The organism is Paraburkholderia ginsengiterrae, assembly GCF_001645125.1.
In the GTDB taxonomy this organism is placed as follows: Bacteria; Pseudomonadota; Gammaproteobacteria; order Burkholderiales; family Burkholderiaceae; genus Paraburkholderia; species Paraburkholderia ginsengiterrae.
Genome location: NZ_LXKA01000382.1, coordinates 44,877 through 62,019 on the forward strand (window position 1 = coordinate 44,877; position 17,143 = coordinate 62,019).

The 17,143-nt window shown below is 60.4% G+C and carries 15 protein-coding genes; 11 read left to right on the plus strand and 4 right to left on the minus strand.

Features of this window, described 5'->3' with window-relative positions; genetic code table 11:
• Window positions 1-21: 21 nt before the first annotated feature.
• The 4 genes from A6V37_RS36470 to A6V37_RS36485 all read left to right on the plus strand — a co-directional run bounded on the left by A6V37_RS36470 (window position 22) and on the right by A6V37_RS36485 (window position 5,503).
• The gene (locus A6V37_RS36470) at window positions 22-1,851 is read left to right on the plus strand and encodes a DUF1302 domain-containing protein (protein ID WP_341271993.1); all 1,830 of its coding nucleotides are present in this window, start codon (window positions 22-24) and stop codon (window positions 1,849-1,851) included.
• Between the two features lie 61 nt (window positions 1,852-1,912).
• A complete protein-coding gene (locus tag A6V37_RS36475) occupies window positions 1,913-4,273 on the plus strand; it encodes an efflux RND transporter permease subunit (protein ID WP_064265084.1) in 2,361 nt (786 codons plus the stop codon).
• Window positions 4,274-4,304: 31 nt separating this feature from the next.
• The gene (locus tag A6V37_RS36480; RefSeq protein WP_064286886.1) at window positions 4,305-5,276 is read left to right on the plus strand and encodes a WD40/YVTN/BNR-like repeat-containing protein; all 972 of its coding nucleotides are present in this window, start codon (window positions 4,305-4,307) and stop codon (window positions 5,274-5,276) included.
• A gap of 23 nt (window positions 5,277-5,299) precedes the next feature.
• On the plus strand, window positions 5,300-5,503 hold the full coding sequence (locus tag A6V37_RS36485) for a hypothetical protein (protein WP_131799784.1): 204 nt from the start codon (window positions 5,300-5,302) through the stop codon (window positions 5,501-5,503).
• A gap of 86 nt (window positions 5,504-5,589) precedes the next feature.
• On the opposite strand, the gene A6V37_RS36490 is transcribed toward A6V37_RS36485, so the two are convergent.
• The 4 genes from A6V37_RS36490 to A6V37_RS36505 all read right to left on the minus strand — a co-directional run bounded on the left by A6V37_RS36490 (window position 5,590) and on the right by A6V37_RS36505 (window position 9,726).
• Entirely contained in the window at window positions 5,590-5,958 is a 369-nt protein-coding gene (locus A6V37_RS36490; RefSeq protein WP_064265087.1) for a hypothetical protein, read from the minus strand.
• Between the two features lie 79 nt (window positions 5,959-6,037).
• On the minus strand, window positions 6,038-7,477 hold the full coding sequence (locus A6V37_RS36495; protein ID WP_064265088.1) for an APC family permease: 1,440 nt from the start codon (window positions 7,475-7,477) through the stop codon (window positions 6,038-6,040).
• A gap of 284 nt (window positions 7,478-7,761) precedes the next feature.
• Window positions 7,762-8,706, minus strand: coding sequence for a helix-turn-helix domain-containing protein (locus A6V37_RS36500; protein ID WP_064265089.1), 945 nt, complete (start codon window positions 8,704-8,706; stop codon window positions 7,762-7,764).
• Window positions 8,707-8,982: 276 nt separating this feature from the next.
• Window positions 8,983-9,726: an IclR family transcriptional regulator gene (locus A6V37_RS36505; RefSeq protein ID WP_064265090.1), complete on the minus strand. Its 744-nt coding sequence runs from the start codon at window positions 9,724-9,726 to the stop codon at window positions 8,983-8,985.
• A 427-nt stretch (window positions 9,727-10,153) separates the two neighbouring features.
• Here A6V37_RS36505 and A6V37_RS36510 point away from each other — a divergent pair, with 427 nt between their 5' ends.
• The 7 genes from A6V37_RS36510 to A6V37_RS36540 are packed head-to-tail and all read left to right on the plus strand — an operon-like array spanning window position 10,154 to window position 17,135.
• Complete coding sequence (locus A6V37_RS36510; RefSeq protein ID WP_064265091.1) at window positions 10,154-11,752, plus strand: acetolactate synthase large subunit; 1,599 nt, start codon at window positions 10,154-10,156, stop codon at window positions 11,750-11,752.
• Window positions 11,753-11,787: 35 nt separating this feature from the next.
• Window positions 11,788-13,302 carry an aldehyde dehydrogenase family protein gene (locus tag A6V37_RS36515; RefSeq protein WP_064265092.1) on the plus strand — a complete coding sequence of 505 codons (1,515 nt, stop codon included), beginning with the start codon at window positions 11,788-11,790 and terminating at the stop codon, window positions 13,300-13,302.
• A 14-nt stretch (window positions 13,303-13,316) separates the two neighbouring features.
• Entirely contained in the window at window positions 13,317-14,120 is an 804-nt protein-coding gene (locus A6V37_RS36520; protein WP_064265093.1) for an SDR family NAD(P)-dependent oxidoreductase, read from the plus strand.
• 13 nt (window positions 14,121-14,133) lie between these two features.
• Entirely contained in the window at window positions 14,134-15,150 is a 1,017-nt protein-coding gene (locus tag A6V37_RS36525) for a WD40/YVTN/BNR-like repeat-containing protein (protein ID WP_064265094.1), read from the plus strand.
• 8 nt (window positions 15,151-15,158) lie between these two features.
• Window positions 15,159-15,617 carry a VOC family protein gene (locus A6V37_RS36530; RefSeq protein ID WP_064265095.1) on the plus strand — a complete coding sequence of 153 codons (459 nt, stop codon included), beginning with the start codon at window positions 15,159-15,161 and terminating at the stop codon, window positions 15,615-15,617.
• Between the two features lie 13 nt (window positions 15,618-15,630).
• Window positions 15,631-16,236, plus strand: coding sequence for an amino acid synthesis family protein (locus A6V37_RS36535; protein ID WP_064265096.1), 606 nt, complete (start codon window positions 15,631-15,633; stop codon window positions 16,234-16,236).
• 23 nt (window positions 16,237-16,259) lie between these two features.
• Window positions 16,260-17,135, plus strand: coding sequence for an alpha/beta fold hydrolase (locus A6V37_RS36540; RefSeq protein WP_064265097.1), 876 nt, complete (start codon window positions 16,260-16,262; stop codon window positions 17,133-17,135).
• Window positions 17,136-17,143: the final 8 nt, after the last annotated feature.

Sequence of the window (17,143 nt, forward strand, 5' to 3'; positions counted from 1 at the left end):
GCGACGACTAGGGGAAATTTCGTGAAAACAAAAGCGTTTCGCGCATCGGTGTCCGTTGCGCTGATGGGGCTGGGCACTATCCCGGTTTATTCGTATGGTTACGACTTTACGACGGGACTCGGCGATTTGTCCGGCTCGTGGGTCTCGAATCTCACGGCGGGCGCCGGCATTCGTACAAAGAGCCCTAGCTGTTCGCTCACTGGCGACCCGAACGCATATGGCTGCGGCAGCGCGGCTAACGTCAATCAATGGGGCTCCAGCGACAACGGAGACCTGAACTATCGAAAGGGGCAGCCGTTCAGTTCCTATGTCAGCGCAACGAGCGAGCTGCTGCTGACGATGCCGAACGAAGGCTACAAGTTCATGGTACGGGGTACCGCGATGTACGACTTTCTGGTCGGCAACACCGCGCGAACGCCGCTCTCGAGCAGCACCCTGGCGCAGGTGGAATACCCGGTGCAGCTGCTCGATCTATGGGCTGAAAAGGACTTTGCGCTCAATGGGCAGCAGGCCCACGTGCGCCTTGGCAATCAAGTCGTCAACTGGGGTGAGAGCTATTTCGCTTCTGGCGGCATCAACCAAACGAACTCGCTCGATATCCAGAAGCTTCTCATTCCCGGAACGCAGCTGAAGCAGGCGCTATTGCCTGCGCCTATGCTGAGCTTTGCCACCGGCTTGTCGCATGGTTTCAGTACCGAAGCCTATTACCAGTTCCAGTGGAACAGCAATCGCTATCCTCCCGTCGGCACTTACTGGTCGGTTGGAAACAGCTTCGGGCGAGGCGCCGTCGCGGGGACGGGCAGTTCGGTCAACGCGAATGTGAACGGTGTGGATGCCGGCACCATTGCTGGTCCCAACAGCGGCAACTCCGCGACACTGTCGTCGATCAACACGGGGCTGCTCAGCGGGCAGTATGCCGGGCCGCCTTACAACTCCGTAGGATTCCAGGTGAACACGGTCTTGCCGTCGGGATACAAGCCGCAATACGGCGTCAGGCTCAACTACAAACCCAAAACGATCGACGTCAATTTCGGTTTCTACTACGAAAACTATACGGACAAGTCACCGGTTCTCTCCGGGCTATCCAATGGCACGAGCCAGTTTTCATACCTTGAAAATCGCCAGCTCTTTGGTGTCAGCGCCAACTTTGGTCTTGGCGATTGGGCAATCGGAACCGAACTTTCGTACCGTCCGCACGATGCCGTTGCGCTCTCGAGCTGCTTCGGCGCGAATGGCCCGCTCGATCTGAACACGAACGGCGTCTCCGGCATCAATTGCCCGCAGTGGATGGACATGAAGAAGTTTCAGTACGACATCAACGGCCAGCTCAGTCTTACTCAGAGCGAGTATCCGTTCCTGAAGCTCATTCGTGCCGACCAGGCGGTGCTCACTGCGGAGTTGACCTGGATCTACTACCCGGGGCTGAGCTCCAGTGGGGTCGCGCGCACGATCGACGGCCACGGCGTGCAGCAGGCACCGGCGGCGGGTTACTTCACGTGGCTCAACAATGGGTCGAGCCTGGGCTATCCGATCACCGCGGCGGCGGGTACATCGAGTTCGGTGGGCGCGACAGTCGATTTCAACTGGACCTATGACGGCAGTCTGATTCCCGGCTGGCAGGTCACGCCGGGGGTGACGTTCACGGATGCGCTGTACGGCTACACCCCGACGTTTACGGCCAACTATCTGCAAGGTGCGAAGTCGATAAACGTATACGTGTTGTTCAACCAGAACCCAGCCACGTGGCAAGCCGGAATCAACTACACGGCCTTCTTCGGCGGCCATGGTGGCGTTGGGCAGCCGTACGCCGATCGCAATTTCGTTGGGCTGTTCGCTACACGCAACTTCTGATGTTGTGATGGCGGCAACGGCGCGCGGGAGCGCGCGCCGAAACTTTTGAAGGATAGATTCCGTGCTAACTCGCTTCGTCCTCCGCCTCGAGAAATTTTTCTTCGGCCATCGTGCGATCGTGCTGGCGGCGATCGGTATCTTTACAGCCGTGATGGCGGTATTCGCCGTGCAGTTGCGCATGGAGGCCGGCTTTGAGAAGCAGATGCCGATCGGGCACGAGTACATCAAGACGTTCAAAAAGTATCGGAACGATTTGTTTGGCGCGAATCGCATCACGGTAGTCGTGCGGGCTCGGAACGGCAACATCTGGACGCCGCAGGGACTCACCCGGCTTTATCAGGTGACGCAAGCGGTCATCTTCCTGCCGAACGTCGACCGCGGAGGTGTCCAGTCGCTGTGGACACCGAACGCCTTCGTCAACGAGATTACCGAAGACGGTTTCCGGGCGAGCCCCGTGATTGACGGCACGATCACGCCGACGCAGTTGACACCAGCCATCGTTGCGCAGATCCGAAAGTCCGCGATCGACGGCAGCTATATCGGCACGCTCGTTTCGCATCGCGAAGACAGTGCGATGATCACTGCCGAGCTCAACGAACGCGACAGTTCGGGAAAGGTCCTCGACTATGTCGCGTTCAACCGCTTGCTCGAAGAGCAGATTCGCAAGCCGTTCGAAGATGCGGGCTATGAGATTCAGATTATCGGCTTTGCCAAGCAGATCGGCGATATCGCCGACGGCGCCACGGCCGTGCTGGGCTTCTGCGGCATTGCGCTTTTACTGACGGCGCTCGCGGTGTATTGGTACAGCCATTCCGTCCGCTTCACCGTGCTGCCGATCGCATGCTCGCTGACCTCGCTTGTCTGGCAGTTCGGCACGCTGAAGCTGCTGGGTTTCGGGCTCGATCCGCTGGCCGTGCTCGTGCCGTTCCTCGTATTCGCGATCGGCGTGTCGCATGGCGTGCAGCAAGTCAACCATATCGTTCGCGAACTCTCCCACGGTTACAGCTCGTTGGAAGCCGCGCGCCGGAGCTTCAGCGGACTGCTGGTGCCCGGCACGCTCGCGCTGATCACCGCGTTCGTGTCGTTCATCACGCTGCTCTCGATTCCTATTCCAATGGTGCGAGAACTCGCGATTACTGCTTCGCTCGGCGTGGCGTACAAGATCGTCACGAACCTGGTGATGCTGCCCGTTGCCGCATCATGCTTCCATTTCACCAAGGCCTATGCCGACCGTGCCCTTGCAAAGCGGGAACGTCGATCGGTCTGGCTGCGCGGTCTCGCACGAGTGGCTGAGCCCAGAAACGCCTATGTCGTTGTCGCGATTACCGCGGTGATTTTTGCGGCGGCCGTATGGCAAAGCGGAGATCGCGTAATCGGCACGCTGCAGCCCGGAGCGCCGGAATTGCGCGTCGATGCCCGCTTCAACCAGGATGCCGTATCGATCGCGAAGAACTACGACGTGGGGCTCGACTGGCTGACCATCGTGTTCGAGTCGAAGGGAGCCGCTTGCGACAACCCGGCTGTCGGTGTGGCCGAGGAGGAGTTTGCGTCCACGATGCGAAGCGAACCGGGTGTGGTCTCGGTTCAGTCTTACCCCGGGATGCTGCGCACGTATAACGAAGGCTATAACGAGGGCAACCCGAAGATGAACGTGATACCGATCGATTCCGGCAACTACGGCGGGCTGTCGGCCGAGATCGGACGGGTGAAAGGCTATATGAACAAGGACTGCAGCATGACGGCGGTTCACCTGTTCCTGACCGATCACAAGGCGGCGACACTCAACCGGATTCTCGGTGATGTGAAGCAGTATCGTGCGGCCCATCCGCACCGCGATTTGTCGATTCGGCTTGCCGCGGGCAACGCGGGCGTCCTTGCCGCGATCAACGATGAAGTCGCGCAGAGCGAGTTGCCCATGATGCTTTACGTGTACGCAGCGATCCTGATTCTCGTATTCCTTGCCTATCGCGACGTGCGCGCGATGATCGCCTGCTGCGCGCCGCTGACAGTGGCGACCTTTATCGGTTACTGGTTCATGAAGGAGCTGCAGATCGGCCTGACCGTCGCGACACTGCCCGTCATGGTGCTTGCGGTCGGGATCGGTGTGGACTACGCGTTTTACATCTACAACCGGTTGCAATTGCACATGGCGGGCGGCCAGACAATCGTCAAGGCGGTTGAGCATGCGATGCTCGAGGTGGGTGTGGCCACGATCTTTACTGCCATCACGCTCGCGATCGGTGTCGCAACGTGGAGCTTCTCGGCCCTCAAGTTCCAGGCTGACATGGGGAAGCTGCTTGCCTTCATGTTCATTGTGAATCTCGTGATGGCGATGACGGCACTGCCTGCGATTGCCGTTGTGCTGGAGCGTTGGTTTCCGCGCCGTAAGCCCGTGCGCGCGCCCGGCCTGCTTACCCACTGACTGCTTAGTTTCGACATTTGAGGTTTTATTTATGATCAGGAATCTTCTTGCGGGTGCGGCGATTGCCTGCTTCTGCACGATCGCCGCGGGTCAAACGGCCGGCGATGCGCCGAGCCCTCTCAAGATCGAAGCCGCGCATGCGCGGGCCGATCCGACACACGCAATGCTGCTCGATGCAGCGCGTGCCGGCGGCCGTATCGTTGCAGTTGGGGAGCATGGCATTGTGCTGCTTTCTGACGATGGCGGGCGCAGCTACCGGCAGGCGAAACAGGTGCCGGCATCGTCGACGCTGACCGCGGTCTATTTCACGGACGCGGATCACGGGTGGGCGGTGGGGCAATGGGGCGTGATACTGTCCACCGGCGATGGCGGCGAAACCTGGACGCTCCAACGATCGGATACATCGATCGATCAGCCTCTGTTTTCCGTTTACTTCACAGATGCCCGGCACGGTTGGGCGGTTGGGCTGTGGTCCCTGCTGCTTGTCACCGAGGACGGCGGCCACGTATGGAAGGTATCGAAGCTGCCGCACCCGCCGGGCGGAGGCAAGGCAGATCGCAATCTCTTCCACATCTTCGCGGGTCCTTCCGGCACACTGTTTATTGCGGCGGAGCAAGGCATGCTGCTGCGCTCGCGCGACGGCGGCGCAACCTGGGAGTACCGGCAGACGGGCAATAAAGGCAGCTTATGGACGGGCACTGCAAGCGCTGACGGCACGATCTTCGTCGGCGGCTTACTCGGCCATCTATATCGCAGCCGCGACGGCGGCGACACCTGGGATGCAATCGATTCCGCCTCGACGGGGTCGATCACGGATCTCGTCGCATCAGGCGACCAGGTAAAGGGTGTCGGGTTGGACGGCTTCATCATCAGTGGCACGAGCACGGACGAACGATTCACGGCGCGGCAGCGGCCTGACAGGGCGGCGCTGACCGGACTCGTCGTTTCGGGTTCCGGTAGCGCGATCCTTCTTTCGAAGGATGGCTTCGTAAAACCCGAGTAGGCTGGAGCAGCCGGCGTAGAAGTTTGCGCGCTTTGCTCGACATCGGGCAAAGCGCGCACCGCATTGCCACGCTCAAGGCCAGTTCGGAGAAGCCGCTGAAAGTGCGCCTTGCGCTTGGCGGCTACGCGAGGCTTTTAGGCGTCGGCCAGCAGACCGAGGCCTCGCTACTCGACGCGCACAAGCTACTTGTCGAGTCCAACATGTCGACTTGCTGCGTCACGCGCTAGGTGCGTTCGAGATCGAAGCCTGAGAAACGATAACGAGATTCATCGCAGCAGTGAGGTTTCGTTTACCGGCAACATGCCGGTTTCGGTCAAATCAGACAACTCTCGAAAGCCGCGCCGTGCGTGAAGAGGCGCGGCGCGCAAAATGCCGATTCAGCGGCATTCACCTGCATCAGGGCGGCGAAACGATTTCGGCCCTCGCAACCCACAATCGCAAACACGCTGCCATCGAAGCCATTCGAGAAGCGCTCGTCGCCTTCCATGACGTCTAAATCGTCGTGAAGGCCATGCAACCGAGCGTTGTCAACGACGTCCCAGACCTGCGGGAGCCGCAAGACGATGTCAAGCACATCCTCGGATATTGAAACGATCGCGGCATGAGCATCGGCGCACCGGTTGAACCAACCGGCTTCGCCGGCGGGCTCAACGCGTATCGCCGCAACGGCGTACAACAGCATGGTCGTAGTTTCGAGAGACATAGGCCATGGAGATTGGATTTGGAACGGCAACGTACCCAACGATCGATAGCGAGCGCGCCTATTGAACGGCTCGTCCCAGACAGCGGTAAAGCCCGGGATCTTTTCTTCTCAACCGCAATGCAGCCCAAACGCCCGAAATGCCGATTGCGAGCAGGAGATAAGGAAACAGTGAGACGAGCTTTGAATCAGAACCGCTCAAAACGGACAGGTTGCGAACGACGAGCACGAGGCATGCGCTGAGCGCAATCACGCTGATGGCCGGGGCGATCAGCCGATGAACGATGCCGGCGTCGCGATGATCCCGCGCGAAAAACACGATGACCGATGCCGCTACGAGAATCTGCACGGCAATGATGCCGATCGTCGCGAGGGCGCTCATCCACGAAAAGACAATCGCGAAAGGATCTAGGTGCAGCAAGGCGGAGCCGGCTACCGTCACGAGCGCGATAAGCGTTTGCAGCTTGCCGGCAACGTCGGGGCAGCGATAAACGGGGCAAGTATGGCCGAGCTTGCTCCACAGCACGCCTTCCCGGCCCATTGCATAGAAATAACGCGTGATGGTGTTATGGAACGAAAGAATCGCTGCGAAAAGGCTCGTCACAAGCAGGATGTTCATCGCATCGGTGGCGACCTTGCCGAGGTACCGGTCGCTCATTGCGAACCAAAGGTTTGCCGGATCCTTCGTTGCTTGCGCAACGATTTGATTCTCGCCCCAAGCCTCGACAATCGCCCATGCGGAGAACGCATAGAACGCCATGATGAGTATCACGGCCACGTAGGTGGCGCGTGGAATGGTGACTTTGGGATCGCGTGCTTCTTCGGAGAAGATGGCCGTTGCCTCGAAACCCATGTAGGAACCGAGGACGAACACGAGTGCGATACCCAATCCAGGACTGAATATGGCGGCAGGACTGAAAGGCCTAGCGGTGAACCCGCCGGCGCCGCCTCCCTTCGTCACGATCGCGAGGTCGAGCAGCATCACGATTGCAATCTCGCAGATCATCAGCATCCCGAGAAGCCGGCCGCTGAACTCGATGTGACGTGCGCCGCAGAAGTGGACGATGGCAATGCACGCGAGCGCGAATCCCCACCATGGGATGTCGACCCCGTAGTGCTGCTGGATGCCGTTGTTGAGAAAGAAGCCGAACATGCTGTAGATGGCGATCTGCACGGCGTTGTAAGCAACGATCGCGATGAACGCCCCCCCCACGCCGAGCGGAGCGCCGAGCCCATTGGCGATGTAGGCGTAGAACGCTCCTGCATTGGAGATATGGCGGCTCATGGCGGCGTAGCCGAGGCTGAAGAGCAGGTACATCACGCCGGCCAGCACGAAGGCCCCAGGCACGCCGGCACCGTTCCCCAATGAAAACGCCGCCGGTGTTGCACCTACCATGGCAGTAAGCGGCGCGGCGGCGGCGACGACGAAAAAGACGATCTGAGGCAGTCCGACAGCGTTCTTGCTAAGCCCCTCGCTGGGCTGACTGGAAATCTGGTTCATGGATGATCCTTGAGACCGGGTCGTTCACGTGTGATCGATCGCGGCATGCCTGACGGGTAGCCCGCATTCGATGTGAGCCGCCAATATTCGATAACGAATCGTGTGGCTTTGCCGTCGTGCGGGGGCGCGCTTTGACTCCCGCCTGAAGCGGTTCGCCGGTTCCGGCGGGAGCAGGGCTACTCTACGGCGCGAGCGTTCTTCGATTTGTCCGCTATCGGCAATCTATCTCTTCGACGTACGCTAGGGCTTACCCTGGAGCACCTTTGCCGACGTGCTGCGCGGCCTTACGCGCGCAGCGTCTGCGACGGCAGTTCGTGGAAATGTTGGTGGTAGTAGGACGAAAAGCGCCCGAAGTGACAGAACCCGAACTGCGCCGCCACGTCGCCGATACGGAAGGTGGGGGGGCTCGTCATCAGGAACCGGCGAACCGCATTCAATCGGATCGATCGGAGATAAGCGGTCGGCGTCGTGCCCGCGATGTTCTGAAAACTGTACTGCAGCGTTCGGCGGCTGATCTTCAAATGACGGCACAGGTCGAGCACAGTCAAGAGATCGTCGTTGCTGTCGAGCGCTATTTCCTGGCTTTTGCGGACGATGTAGCTTTGGGTCGACATGTGAGGCAGCGTAGGGGTTCCCTCATCACCGGTTCGCACTAAACCGAGCACGATGCCGACGACGCTGTCAGTCAGCACCTTCTCGTTGAACGCACCCCGGTTCACGAGCGATTCGCTGTCCAAGGCCGTGCGCAGCACGTCTTGCAGGTTGTCGACGGCCGCTTCGTACCGCAGCAGCGACACCGGCAACACCGGCTGCGCCAGCGTTCGCTCCGGCAGTTCGGAAAGTGCCGCATGCTCGGGTTCCAGTGTCAATGCGCGGTCGATCGTGAACGCGATGACGTCCGTATCACCGGGCAAATGGACGACGAACTCCTCGCCGCTTCGCAGCGTCAGAAGGCTCGGTAAATTGACGGCGCGGCCTTGGACGATCGGGGCGACTGCGCGAACGACGGGCAAGGCGAAGCACAGATGATTGTGCGGCGCACGGCCCTGTTGCAGGACACGTTGATTGATCTGCTCATGAAAGACGTGAAAGCGTTGGCCCGAGATTTGGCGCAGCGTGGTGCTCGCCGAGCCTGGACTGATCTGATCGTAACGCTGTGACCAGTTCGCGACGGCTTGCGAATGGAGAAATACATCCGAAAAGCGTCGTGTTTCAGCACGCAAAGGCATGGTCGGCTCTGTGGCACCAGCCGATTCGGCGGCGCGTTCGGTTGTCGTTCGTTGCGTGAGCCATGCGCACTTCCTAGTGATTCGTCAGAGGATATCTCTGTGTCGATTTTCTGCGTATTCCGTATTGTGGGATTTTGAAAATGCGCACCAAGAGATTGCGCCTTTTTTAGAAACGTAATCGCACAATAAAGGATCGTCAATATCCTTGTGCGTAGGTGTTTTCATTGGGAGCGCTTGCCTGCGCCCCCGACTGCCTCGAACACGCGTAGCCGCCGTTCACCTTCCAGGCGGGGTGGGTATTGCCGGGTAGGCCTTGAATCCGATGGTCCGGGCGGTCGCCGCGAGCGCGGCGCCCAAGACGGACTCGTTGAACAGGGCGTAGTGCTCGCGCCTGAAGACGAGGGTCATGCTGGAAGTGGCTTCGCTGCTTTCGCCCGCGGGAATGGGCGCCGAGATCCCCACGTGATCTTTATGAAGCTCCTCGTGCGAGACCCAATAGCCCTGCTGGGTGATTTGCTGGCAATACCGCCACAGGGTGGGCCAGTCTTCGGTGAGGGCCGGGTCTTGCGCGAGCAAGTGCCGATCGAATAGGCGTTTGAGCCGCGATCGGCTCATCGTTGCGATGATCACTTTCGAGGAGGCACCTCGCATCAGCGGCATGACCTGTCCGCGGCTGAATCCCAGGTTTAGCCGCTCGGGCCCGCTCTCGTGATGGATGTTGATGATTTGCTCGTCATACATCGTTGAGATGAGGCCCTCGCCCCCCGTGCTCCGCACGAGCTTCTTCAACTCAGGAATGCCGGCTTGCAGGAGCGGGTCGGATTCGCGCATCTTGTGATCGAGATTGATGATTCGCGCGCCAAGCGAATAGACCCCGTTCGCGTTGTTGAGCAACCCCGCTTCGGTGAGCTCTTTGACGTATCGATAGCAGGTGGTACGCGTGAACCCCATGCGCTCGGCGATGGATTCTGCCGTCATCGACATGGCAGTCGAGGAGAACAGGTCAAGGATGGACAACATGCGGGTGAGACTCGACATAGCGTTTTTATCGCTTCTATCTGCGGGTTGGTAAATGGCCGGCGCGCTATGCCGCGCGTCGTCGGTGCATCAGCGCTCGTTTTGCCGCTTGGATCGAGAATCCGTCATTCTGCGATCTGCCTCCATGGCGCCGCCTCGAATAATGCCTCGTTGGTCCCGTTGCGCAAAGTCCCGCCATGGCGGAGCACCGATCGGCGCTCCGCGTTCGACACACTGCCGCTGGGCGCCTAAGTGAACCGTTAGCGCCTTCGTGTCTTCAACTAAATCCCGACATCGGAGATTTTCGATTCAGTAGTTCGAAGAAAAATCTCCATCTAGTAGATTGACAGTCTCGAAATACGGGATTAGCATCCATAGCACTGATCTCGGCGCGCGATGCGCCGCATCGTATCGAACCCAGGAAAAATCGATGGAAACCGCTAATCCCGCAGTTTTGGAAACAAGCGTCGCCGATGCAGTTACAACGGGGGCCGAGCTCATGCTGCTTGCAGCGCGTGCCGCTGGCGCCGAGGTCTGTTTCGCCAATCCGGGCACGACGGAGATGCCGCTCGTGGCCGCTTTGGACACCGTGCCCGGGATTCGGGCTGTGCTCGGTTTGTTCGAAGGCGTGTGCACGGGGGCCGCCGACGGATATGGCCGCATGACGGGCAAGCCTGCTTTGACGCTGCTGCATTTGGGTCCGGGCTTTGCGAACGGCATCGCCAACTTGCACAACGCGAGGCGTGCACGCACCCCGATCGTGAATATCGTCGGCGATCACGCCAGTTGGCACGTTCAATACGATGCGCCGTTGACGTCCGACATTCATTCGCTGGCACGCCCCGTGAGCGGCATGGTGAGAACCATTGAGTCCACGGGGGACATCGAGAGCGATACGCTCGCTGCGTTTCAGTCAGCGTTGAGGGCGCCCGGCAGCATTTCGACACTCGTCTTTCCGGTCGATTATCAGCAGCATCACGCCCCGCGCCGAGACGGCGGACTGCCGTCGGTGCAAAGCCGGCGCAGCTTCCAGGAAACGCGAGTTGAAGCCGTCGCGCAGAAGCTGAAGGCGGGCAAAAGCGTGGTGTTCCTGTTGGGTGGCGGTGCACTGTCCGAGCGTGGGCAGCGTGCTGCCGGTCGGATCGGCGCAAGCACGGGCGCGCGCTTCTTCAGTGAGACATTTCCTGCGCGGACAGAGCGTGGTGGTCGCCTCCCCGACATCGACCGTCTGCCGTATTTCCCGGAAAAGGCGATCGAGCAACTCGGGACTGGCGACGTGGTGGTGCTGGTGGAGACGATCACGCCGGTTGCCTACTTCGGCTACGAAGGTTTGCCGAGCCTGCTGGTCGACGAGCGGCGATTGATGACGCTTGCCGATGTGGCCGAATGCGGCGACGCTGCGTTGGAAAGACTCGCAGAACTCGTTGGCGCGGATACGTCGGAGGTCGGCGTCCCGATGTCGCGCTATGCGATTCCCGAGTGCGCGCTCGATCCTGCGCTCGTAGGCAAGGTGCTTTCGAATGCGCTGCCCGATGAAGCCATCGTATCGGTGGAGGGGGGCACCTGCGGCTATCCGTTCGTCACCGCGTCCGCATCGGCTGCCCGCCACACGATTCTCACAAATACTGGAGGCGCGATCGGGCAAGGGCTGCCTGTCGCGCTCGGTGCGGCCATCGCTTGCCCGGAGCGTCGCGTGTTCGCGCTTCAGTCCGATGGCAGTGCGCAGTACACGATCCAGTCGCTGTGGACGATGGCACGTGAGCGCTTGCCGGTCGTCATGCTGATTACGTCCAATCGCCGCTACGGAATTTTGCAGACGGAGCTGCGCCGGGCAGGCAGCGCCGAATTCGGTCCTCAAGCCCGTGCGCTTACGGAACTCGACAACCCTGCATTCGATTGGTTGGCACTCGCGTCGGGGTATGGCGTGCCCGCCGTGCGTGCATCGACCACGCGTGAGCTCGAGGCAGCGCTTGCGACCGCGCTCGTTCACACGAGCGGCCCTTTCCTGATCGAAATGGTGCTCGCCTGAGCACTGCTGTCAGAACAAATCTGGGATTCAAAAACATGTCCACCGACGTGAGTGGTTGGAGTGAACTTATCGGCGATGCGGCGCGTCGCTTCGCCTTGCGCCGGCATCGGCTCTTTATCAACGGCGCCTGGCAGGACGCCGCCGACGGAGGGACGTTCGAGACGCTCGATCCGGCGAGCGGGACAGTCGTTACAAGCGTGGCCGATGCAGGGCCGGCGGACATCGATGCCGCGGTCCGTGCCGCACGGTCGGCGTTGGAAGCGGTCACATGGAAAAAAATGACGCCCATCGACCGGGGGCGTTTGCTCAATCGCCTGGCGGATCTGATCGAGTCGAATGCGCAAGAGTTGGCTGAGCTCGAATCGCTCGACAACGGCAAGCCGCTTTCGGCCGCGCTAAACGGCGACGTTGCAGGCACGGCGAAAATCTTTCGCTACTTTGCCGGCTGGCCGAGCAAGCTCGAGGGAGCAACGATTCCTGTCTCGCCGAGCGGAGGGCGGACGTTCCTGAACTATACGCGCAGCGAACCCGTGGGGGTTTGCGGGCTGATCGTTCCGTGGAATTTTCCGTTGTCGATGGCCGCGTGGAAGCTGGCGCCGGCATTGGCGGCGGGCTGCGGCTGCATCTTGAAACCTGCTGAGCAGACACCGCTCACGGCGTTGCGATTAGCTGAACTGATCGACGAGGCCGGATTTCCGGCAGGCATCGTGAACGTTATGACGGGGCGCGGCGCCACGGCCGGCGCAGCACTTGTGGCACATCCCGGAGTCGACAAGATCGCGTTCACGGGATCGACTCAGGTGGGCAAAAGCATTGCCCGGCAGTGTGCGGATTCCCTCAAACGCGTCACGCTCGAACTGGGCGGCAAATCACCCAATATCATCTTGCCGGATGCGGATCCTGCCGAGGTGGCCGAAGCTGCTGCCGCTGCAATTTTCTATAACCAGGGCCAGGTCTGCACGGCCGGCTCGCGGCTGTATATCCACAAAAAGCACTTCGATCGCGTCGTTGCCGATATCGCCTCCAAAGCCCAGTCCATTCGAATCGGCCCGGGGCTGGAAGCCGGCACGCAAATGGGGCCGCTCGTCTCGTCGCTTCAGCATCAACGTGTGAGCGACTACGTGAGCATCGGCCGCAACGAAGGCGGCACGACGATTACCGGCGGCGGCCGCCCGCACGACAGACCCGAAGGGTATTTCTTCGAACCGACCGTCTTCGTCGATACCCGCGACGGCGCTCGCATCGTCAAGGAGGAGATATTCGGCCCCGTACTGACTGCCATGCCTTGGGACGATATCGATGATCTCGTGAATCGCGCGAACGATTCGCCGTTCGGTCTTGCCGCAGGCATATGGACGCGCGACGTGAAAGAGGCGCACCGGCTTGCTGCTCAGCTCAAAGCGGGGACTGTCTGGGTGAATTGCTACAACGTCACGGATCCGGCATCGCCGTTCGGCGGCTTCAAAGAATCGGGCTGGGGGCGCGAACTCGGCCGCAAAGGCATTGAGAACTACCTCGAAACGAAGAGCGTTTGGATCAACGTGGATTGAGAACGGAGCTTGAAATGGATATGGGACTCAGAGGCCAGACGGCATTCATCACAGGGGGCAGCATGGGCATCGGCAAGGCCATCGCCGAGCAGCTGGCCGGCGAGGGCGTGAACGTCGTGCTTGCCGCACGGCGGATGCAGCACCTTGAAGAGGCCGCGGAGGACATTCGTTCGCGACTGCCGTCCGATGCGGGCGAGATCGCCTGCGTTTCGGTCGACACGTCGAGCACAGCCTCGGTGCAGGCGGGCGTCGACGAGGCTGCCAGGCGATTCGGCCGCATCGACATTTTGATCAACGGCGCGGCCCATCCTGGCGGACTCGTACGTTCGGAACTCGAGGAGGCCGACGCGGATGGCCTATTGAAAGACATCGACATCAAGGTCGTGGGCTATTTCCGCTGTGCGAAGGCGGTCGCGCCAATCATGAAACGCCAGCGATACGGCCGCATTCTCAACATCGGCGGGCTAACGGGGCGCGGGAGCAAGCAACTGTCGGGCATGCGCAACGTGGCCATCGTCCACATGACGAAAGTGCTGTCCGATCAATTAGGGCCGTTCAACATCACGGTCAACACGATTCACCCCGGCGTGGTCGAAACACCGCACATCCATGAGCTCTACGAGAAGGAAGCTGCAAAGCAGGGGCTGACGGCGGAGCAAGTCGAGCAAAACTACATCAAGGTCACGCCCATTCGCCGGGTGCTGCAACCGGAGGAAATGGCATGGATCGCTACTTTCATGGCCTCGCCGAAGGCCGGCGCGATCACGGGCGAATCGATCGGCGCGGACGGTGGAATCACGCGTGGCATCTTTCTGTAACGAGGAGCAGCTAGTGAATAAAACCATTCTTGTGGCCACTGCCGGCCAGGGGATCCTGCGAAGCTCGGATAACGGGAAGTCCTGGAAGCGGCTCGACCTGGACCAGGATATCGAATTCGACGGCGTCGTTCGGAGTCTGGCTGTGCATCCGGACGACCCACGCCTGGTGTTCGCCGGCGCCGATGTCGGCCTTTGCAAGAGCACCGATGGCGGCGTGAACTGGAAGCGGATCGATTCGATCCTGAATGGTCAGACGGTGTGGTCAATCTGTTTCGATCCGAACAACCCGAAACATATGCTTTGCGGTACGGGTGCCCCTTCGCGCGCCGGCTTCTTCCGCTCGACCGACGGAGGCGAGAGTTGGACGAAGCTCCCGCCGGAAATCCCCGAGCGTTGCGCGGGCGTGAACAAGCCTCGAGTACTGACTTGCGCGATCGACCCATCGAACTCGAGCCATCTGTGGTTCGGCATCGAAGAGGGTGGACTGTTCCGTAGCAGGGATGCGGGTGAGAGCTGGGAGCGAATCGATGGCCAACGAGGCGGCGTGAGCAATTCCGATATTCATTGCGTCGCCTTTATTCCTGGCCCGCCGCAGACACTGCTCATTGTCGTGGTCAATGCGATCTATATCTCGAACGACGATGGGAAGACGTGGAAGGGCTTGAATGCAAAGCAGGAATGGACGCTGCGCTATGCGCGCACCGTGCGTGTCCGGCCAGGCACCAACGAAGCGTTTCTCGTCATCGGGGATTCGACGCCGGGTCACACGAGCAAAGTGCTCAAATCGACGGACCTCGGCGAATCCTGGATCGAGGTGCCGCTGACGCAGACGCCCAACTCGGCGTTCTGGGCCGTCGGAGTCAACGAGGCTGATCCGCTTCTCATGTTCGCCGGCTCGAAGTACGGCCATCTGTTCAGGACCGAGGACGGCGGCCAGACCTGGTTCAAGGAGTGGCGCGAGTTCAGCGAAATTACCGACGTGACGTGGACACCGGTTTTAACCGTAGACAATCCTCCTCAACATCATTGAGGTAGTACATGGAAAAACCCAACGTCAAACGCACGCATATCGCGCTTTACGTTCGCGATCCGATCGCATCCGGCAAGTGGTACGAAGAAGTGCTCGGCATGGAAGAAACCGCGCGGGGGGAGAACTGGGTGTTCATGTCCTTCGGCACGAAGCACCACGATATCGCGCTGATCGGGACGGACGAGGCGCGCCCGCCGATCAAGCGAGGCCTTCAGCATTATGGCCTCGAGATCGGCGCGGACGTGACGTACTTGCGGCGCCTGTACGGCATGCTGTTGCGCAAGAACGTCGAGGTCGTGAAGACGACCGACCACAAGATCGGCTACGGGTTGTACTTCAACGATCCGGACGGCAATCGTCTGGAGTTCTTTTGCGACCTTGTCTTCGACGACGGAGAAGGAAAACGGCTTCTGAACGAGTATCACGCGCCTAGCGATCCCATTGATCTCAAACCCCTGTTCGACTAACCGGCACCTGCAAATGAAAACGACTCCCAATTTCGAAGGCTTTCAAATTCGCAAGTGGCACACCCACATAGAAGATGTTCTCACCAACGAGAATGGCCGCCACGCAGATGGCGAGCCGTTGCGGAAAATCGTGATCGCCGCGGTGATCCTCAACCCTTTTGCCGGTCGCAGCGTGGACGATCTCGGCGAGGTCGTGAACGCCTCGCCCGCGCTTGGCCATGAATTCGCGCGGCGCATCCGGCAGCTGCTCGGCGACGACACGGTCGAGAGCTACGGTAAAGCGTGCGTCGTAGGTGCGGATGGCGAATACGAACACGGCAACGCGTTTCTGACGAGCGTATTCGCCGATCCGGTGCGCGATGCGGTAGGCGGCGGGAAGGCCTGGGTGCCGTCGACGGGCAAGCGCGGCGGCATCAATACGGTGATAGACATTCCGCTGGCCCATAAGGACGCACTTTACGTGCGCTCTCACTATGACACCGTCTCGGTCATGGTCGCCGACGCGCCCAACCCGGACGAAGTCGTCATCGCGTTCGCGTTTGCTTCACGCGGGCGGCTGCACGCGCGGCTTGGCGGCATCAAGACTTCGGAGATCCAAGGTCAGGATGGGCTGCACTGACGGCCTGAGATAGGAGACATAGGATGAGCGAGTTGCAGCCGAGCAGGGGTGAATTCCGCAGTGGCGAACTGACTTTGCGTTATGTCGAGTGGGGGCCGAAGGACGCGTTGCCCGTCATTCTCCTGCATGGTTTGCGCAGCTATGCGATGACGTGGGAGCCGACGGCCAGGTTCTTTTCCACTGACTTACGCCTGATTGCACTCGATCAGCGTGGACGGGGCGATAGCGACTGGGACTCGGCGTGCAACTACTACACGCCGGCCTACGTCGCGGATCTGGAAGCCATGGTGGCCCACCTTGATCTTGAAACGTTCGTTCTGGTAGGGCACTCGCTCGGGGGCACGAATGCCCTCGTCTATACGGCGAGACACCCCGAGAAAGTCAAAGCGCTTGTCGTGGAAGATATCGGACCCGGTTCGTCAAGCTCGACCGAAGGCGCAAAACGGATCGTAGGTGAACTCGAGTCCACGCCGTCCCGCTTCGTAGACTGGGAGGCGGCGCGGCAGTTTTGGCGGAGCAAGCGGCCTCACATCTCCGAGGAAGCGTTGAACTCCCGGCTCGAACACACGTTGAAGGCAAGTGAGGATGGCGGCGTGATCTGGAAGTACGACGCGAACGGGATCGGGCGCGCGCGCATCGAACTCGCGCGGCGGCCCGAGTTGGGCGTCGATTTGTGGCCGGTCGTGGACGGCCTCCGCTGCCCGACGCTCGTGATCCGCGGTGAACATTCGGACTTCTTGTCGAGATCGACCGCGCAGGAGATGAGCCGACGCAATCGACACATAGCGTGGTGCGAGGTTTCGAACGCGGGGCACTATGTCCACGATGACAACGCTACTGGCTTTCTGCTCGCGCTCGATGACTTCTTTGAACAACGGAAAGCCGAGCGAGGGGCTTGAGCTCGAAC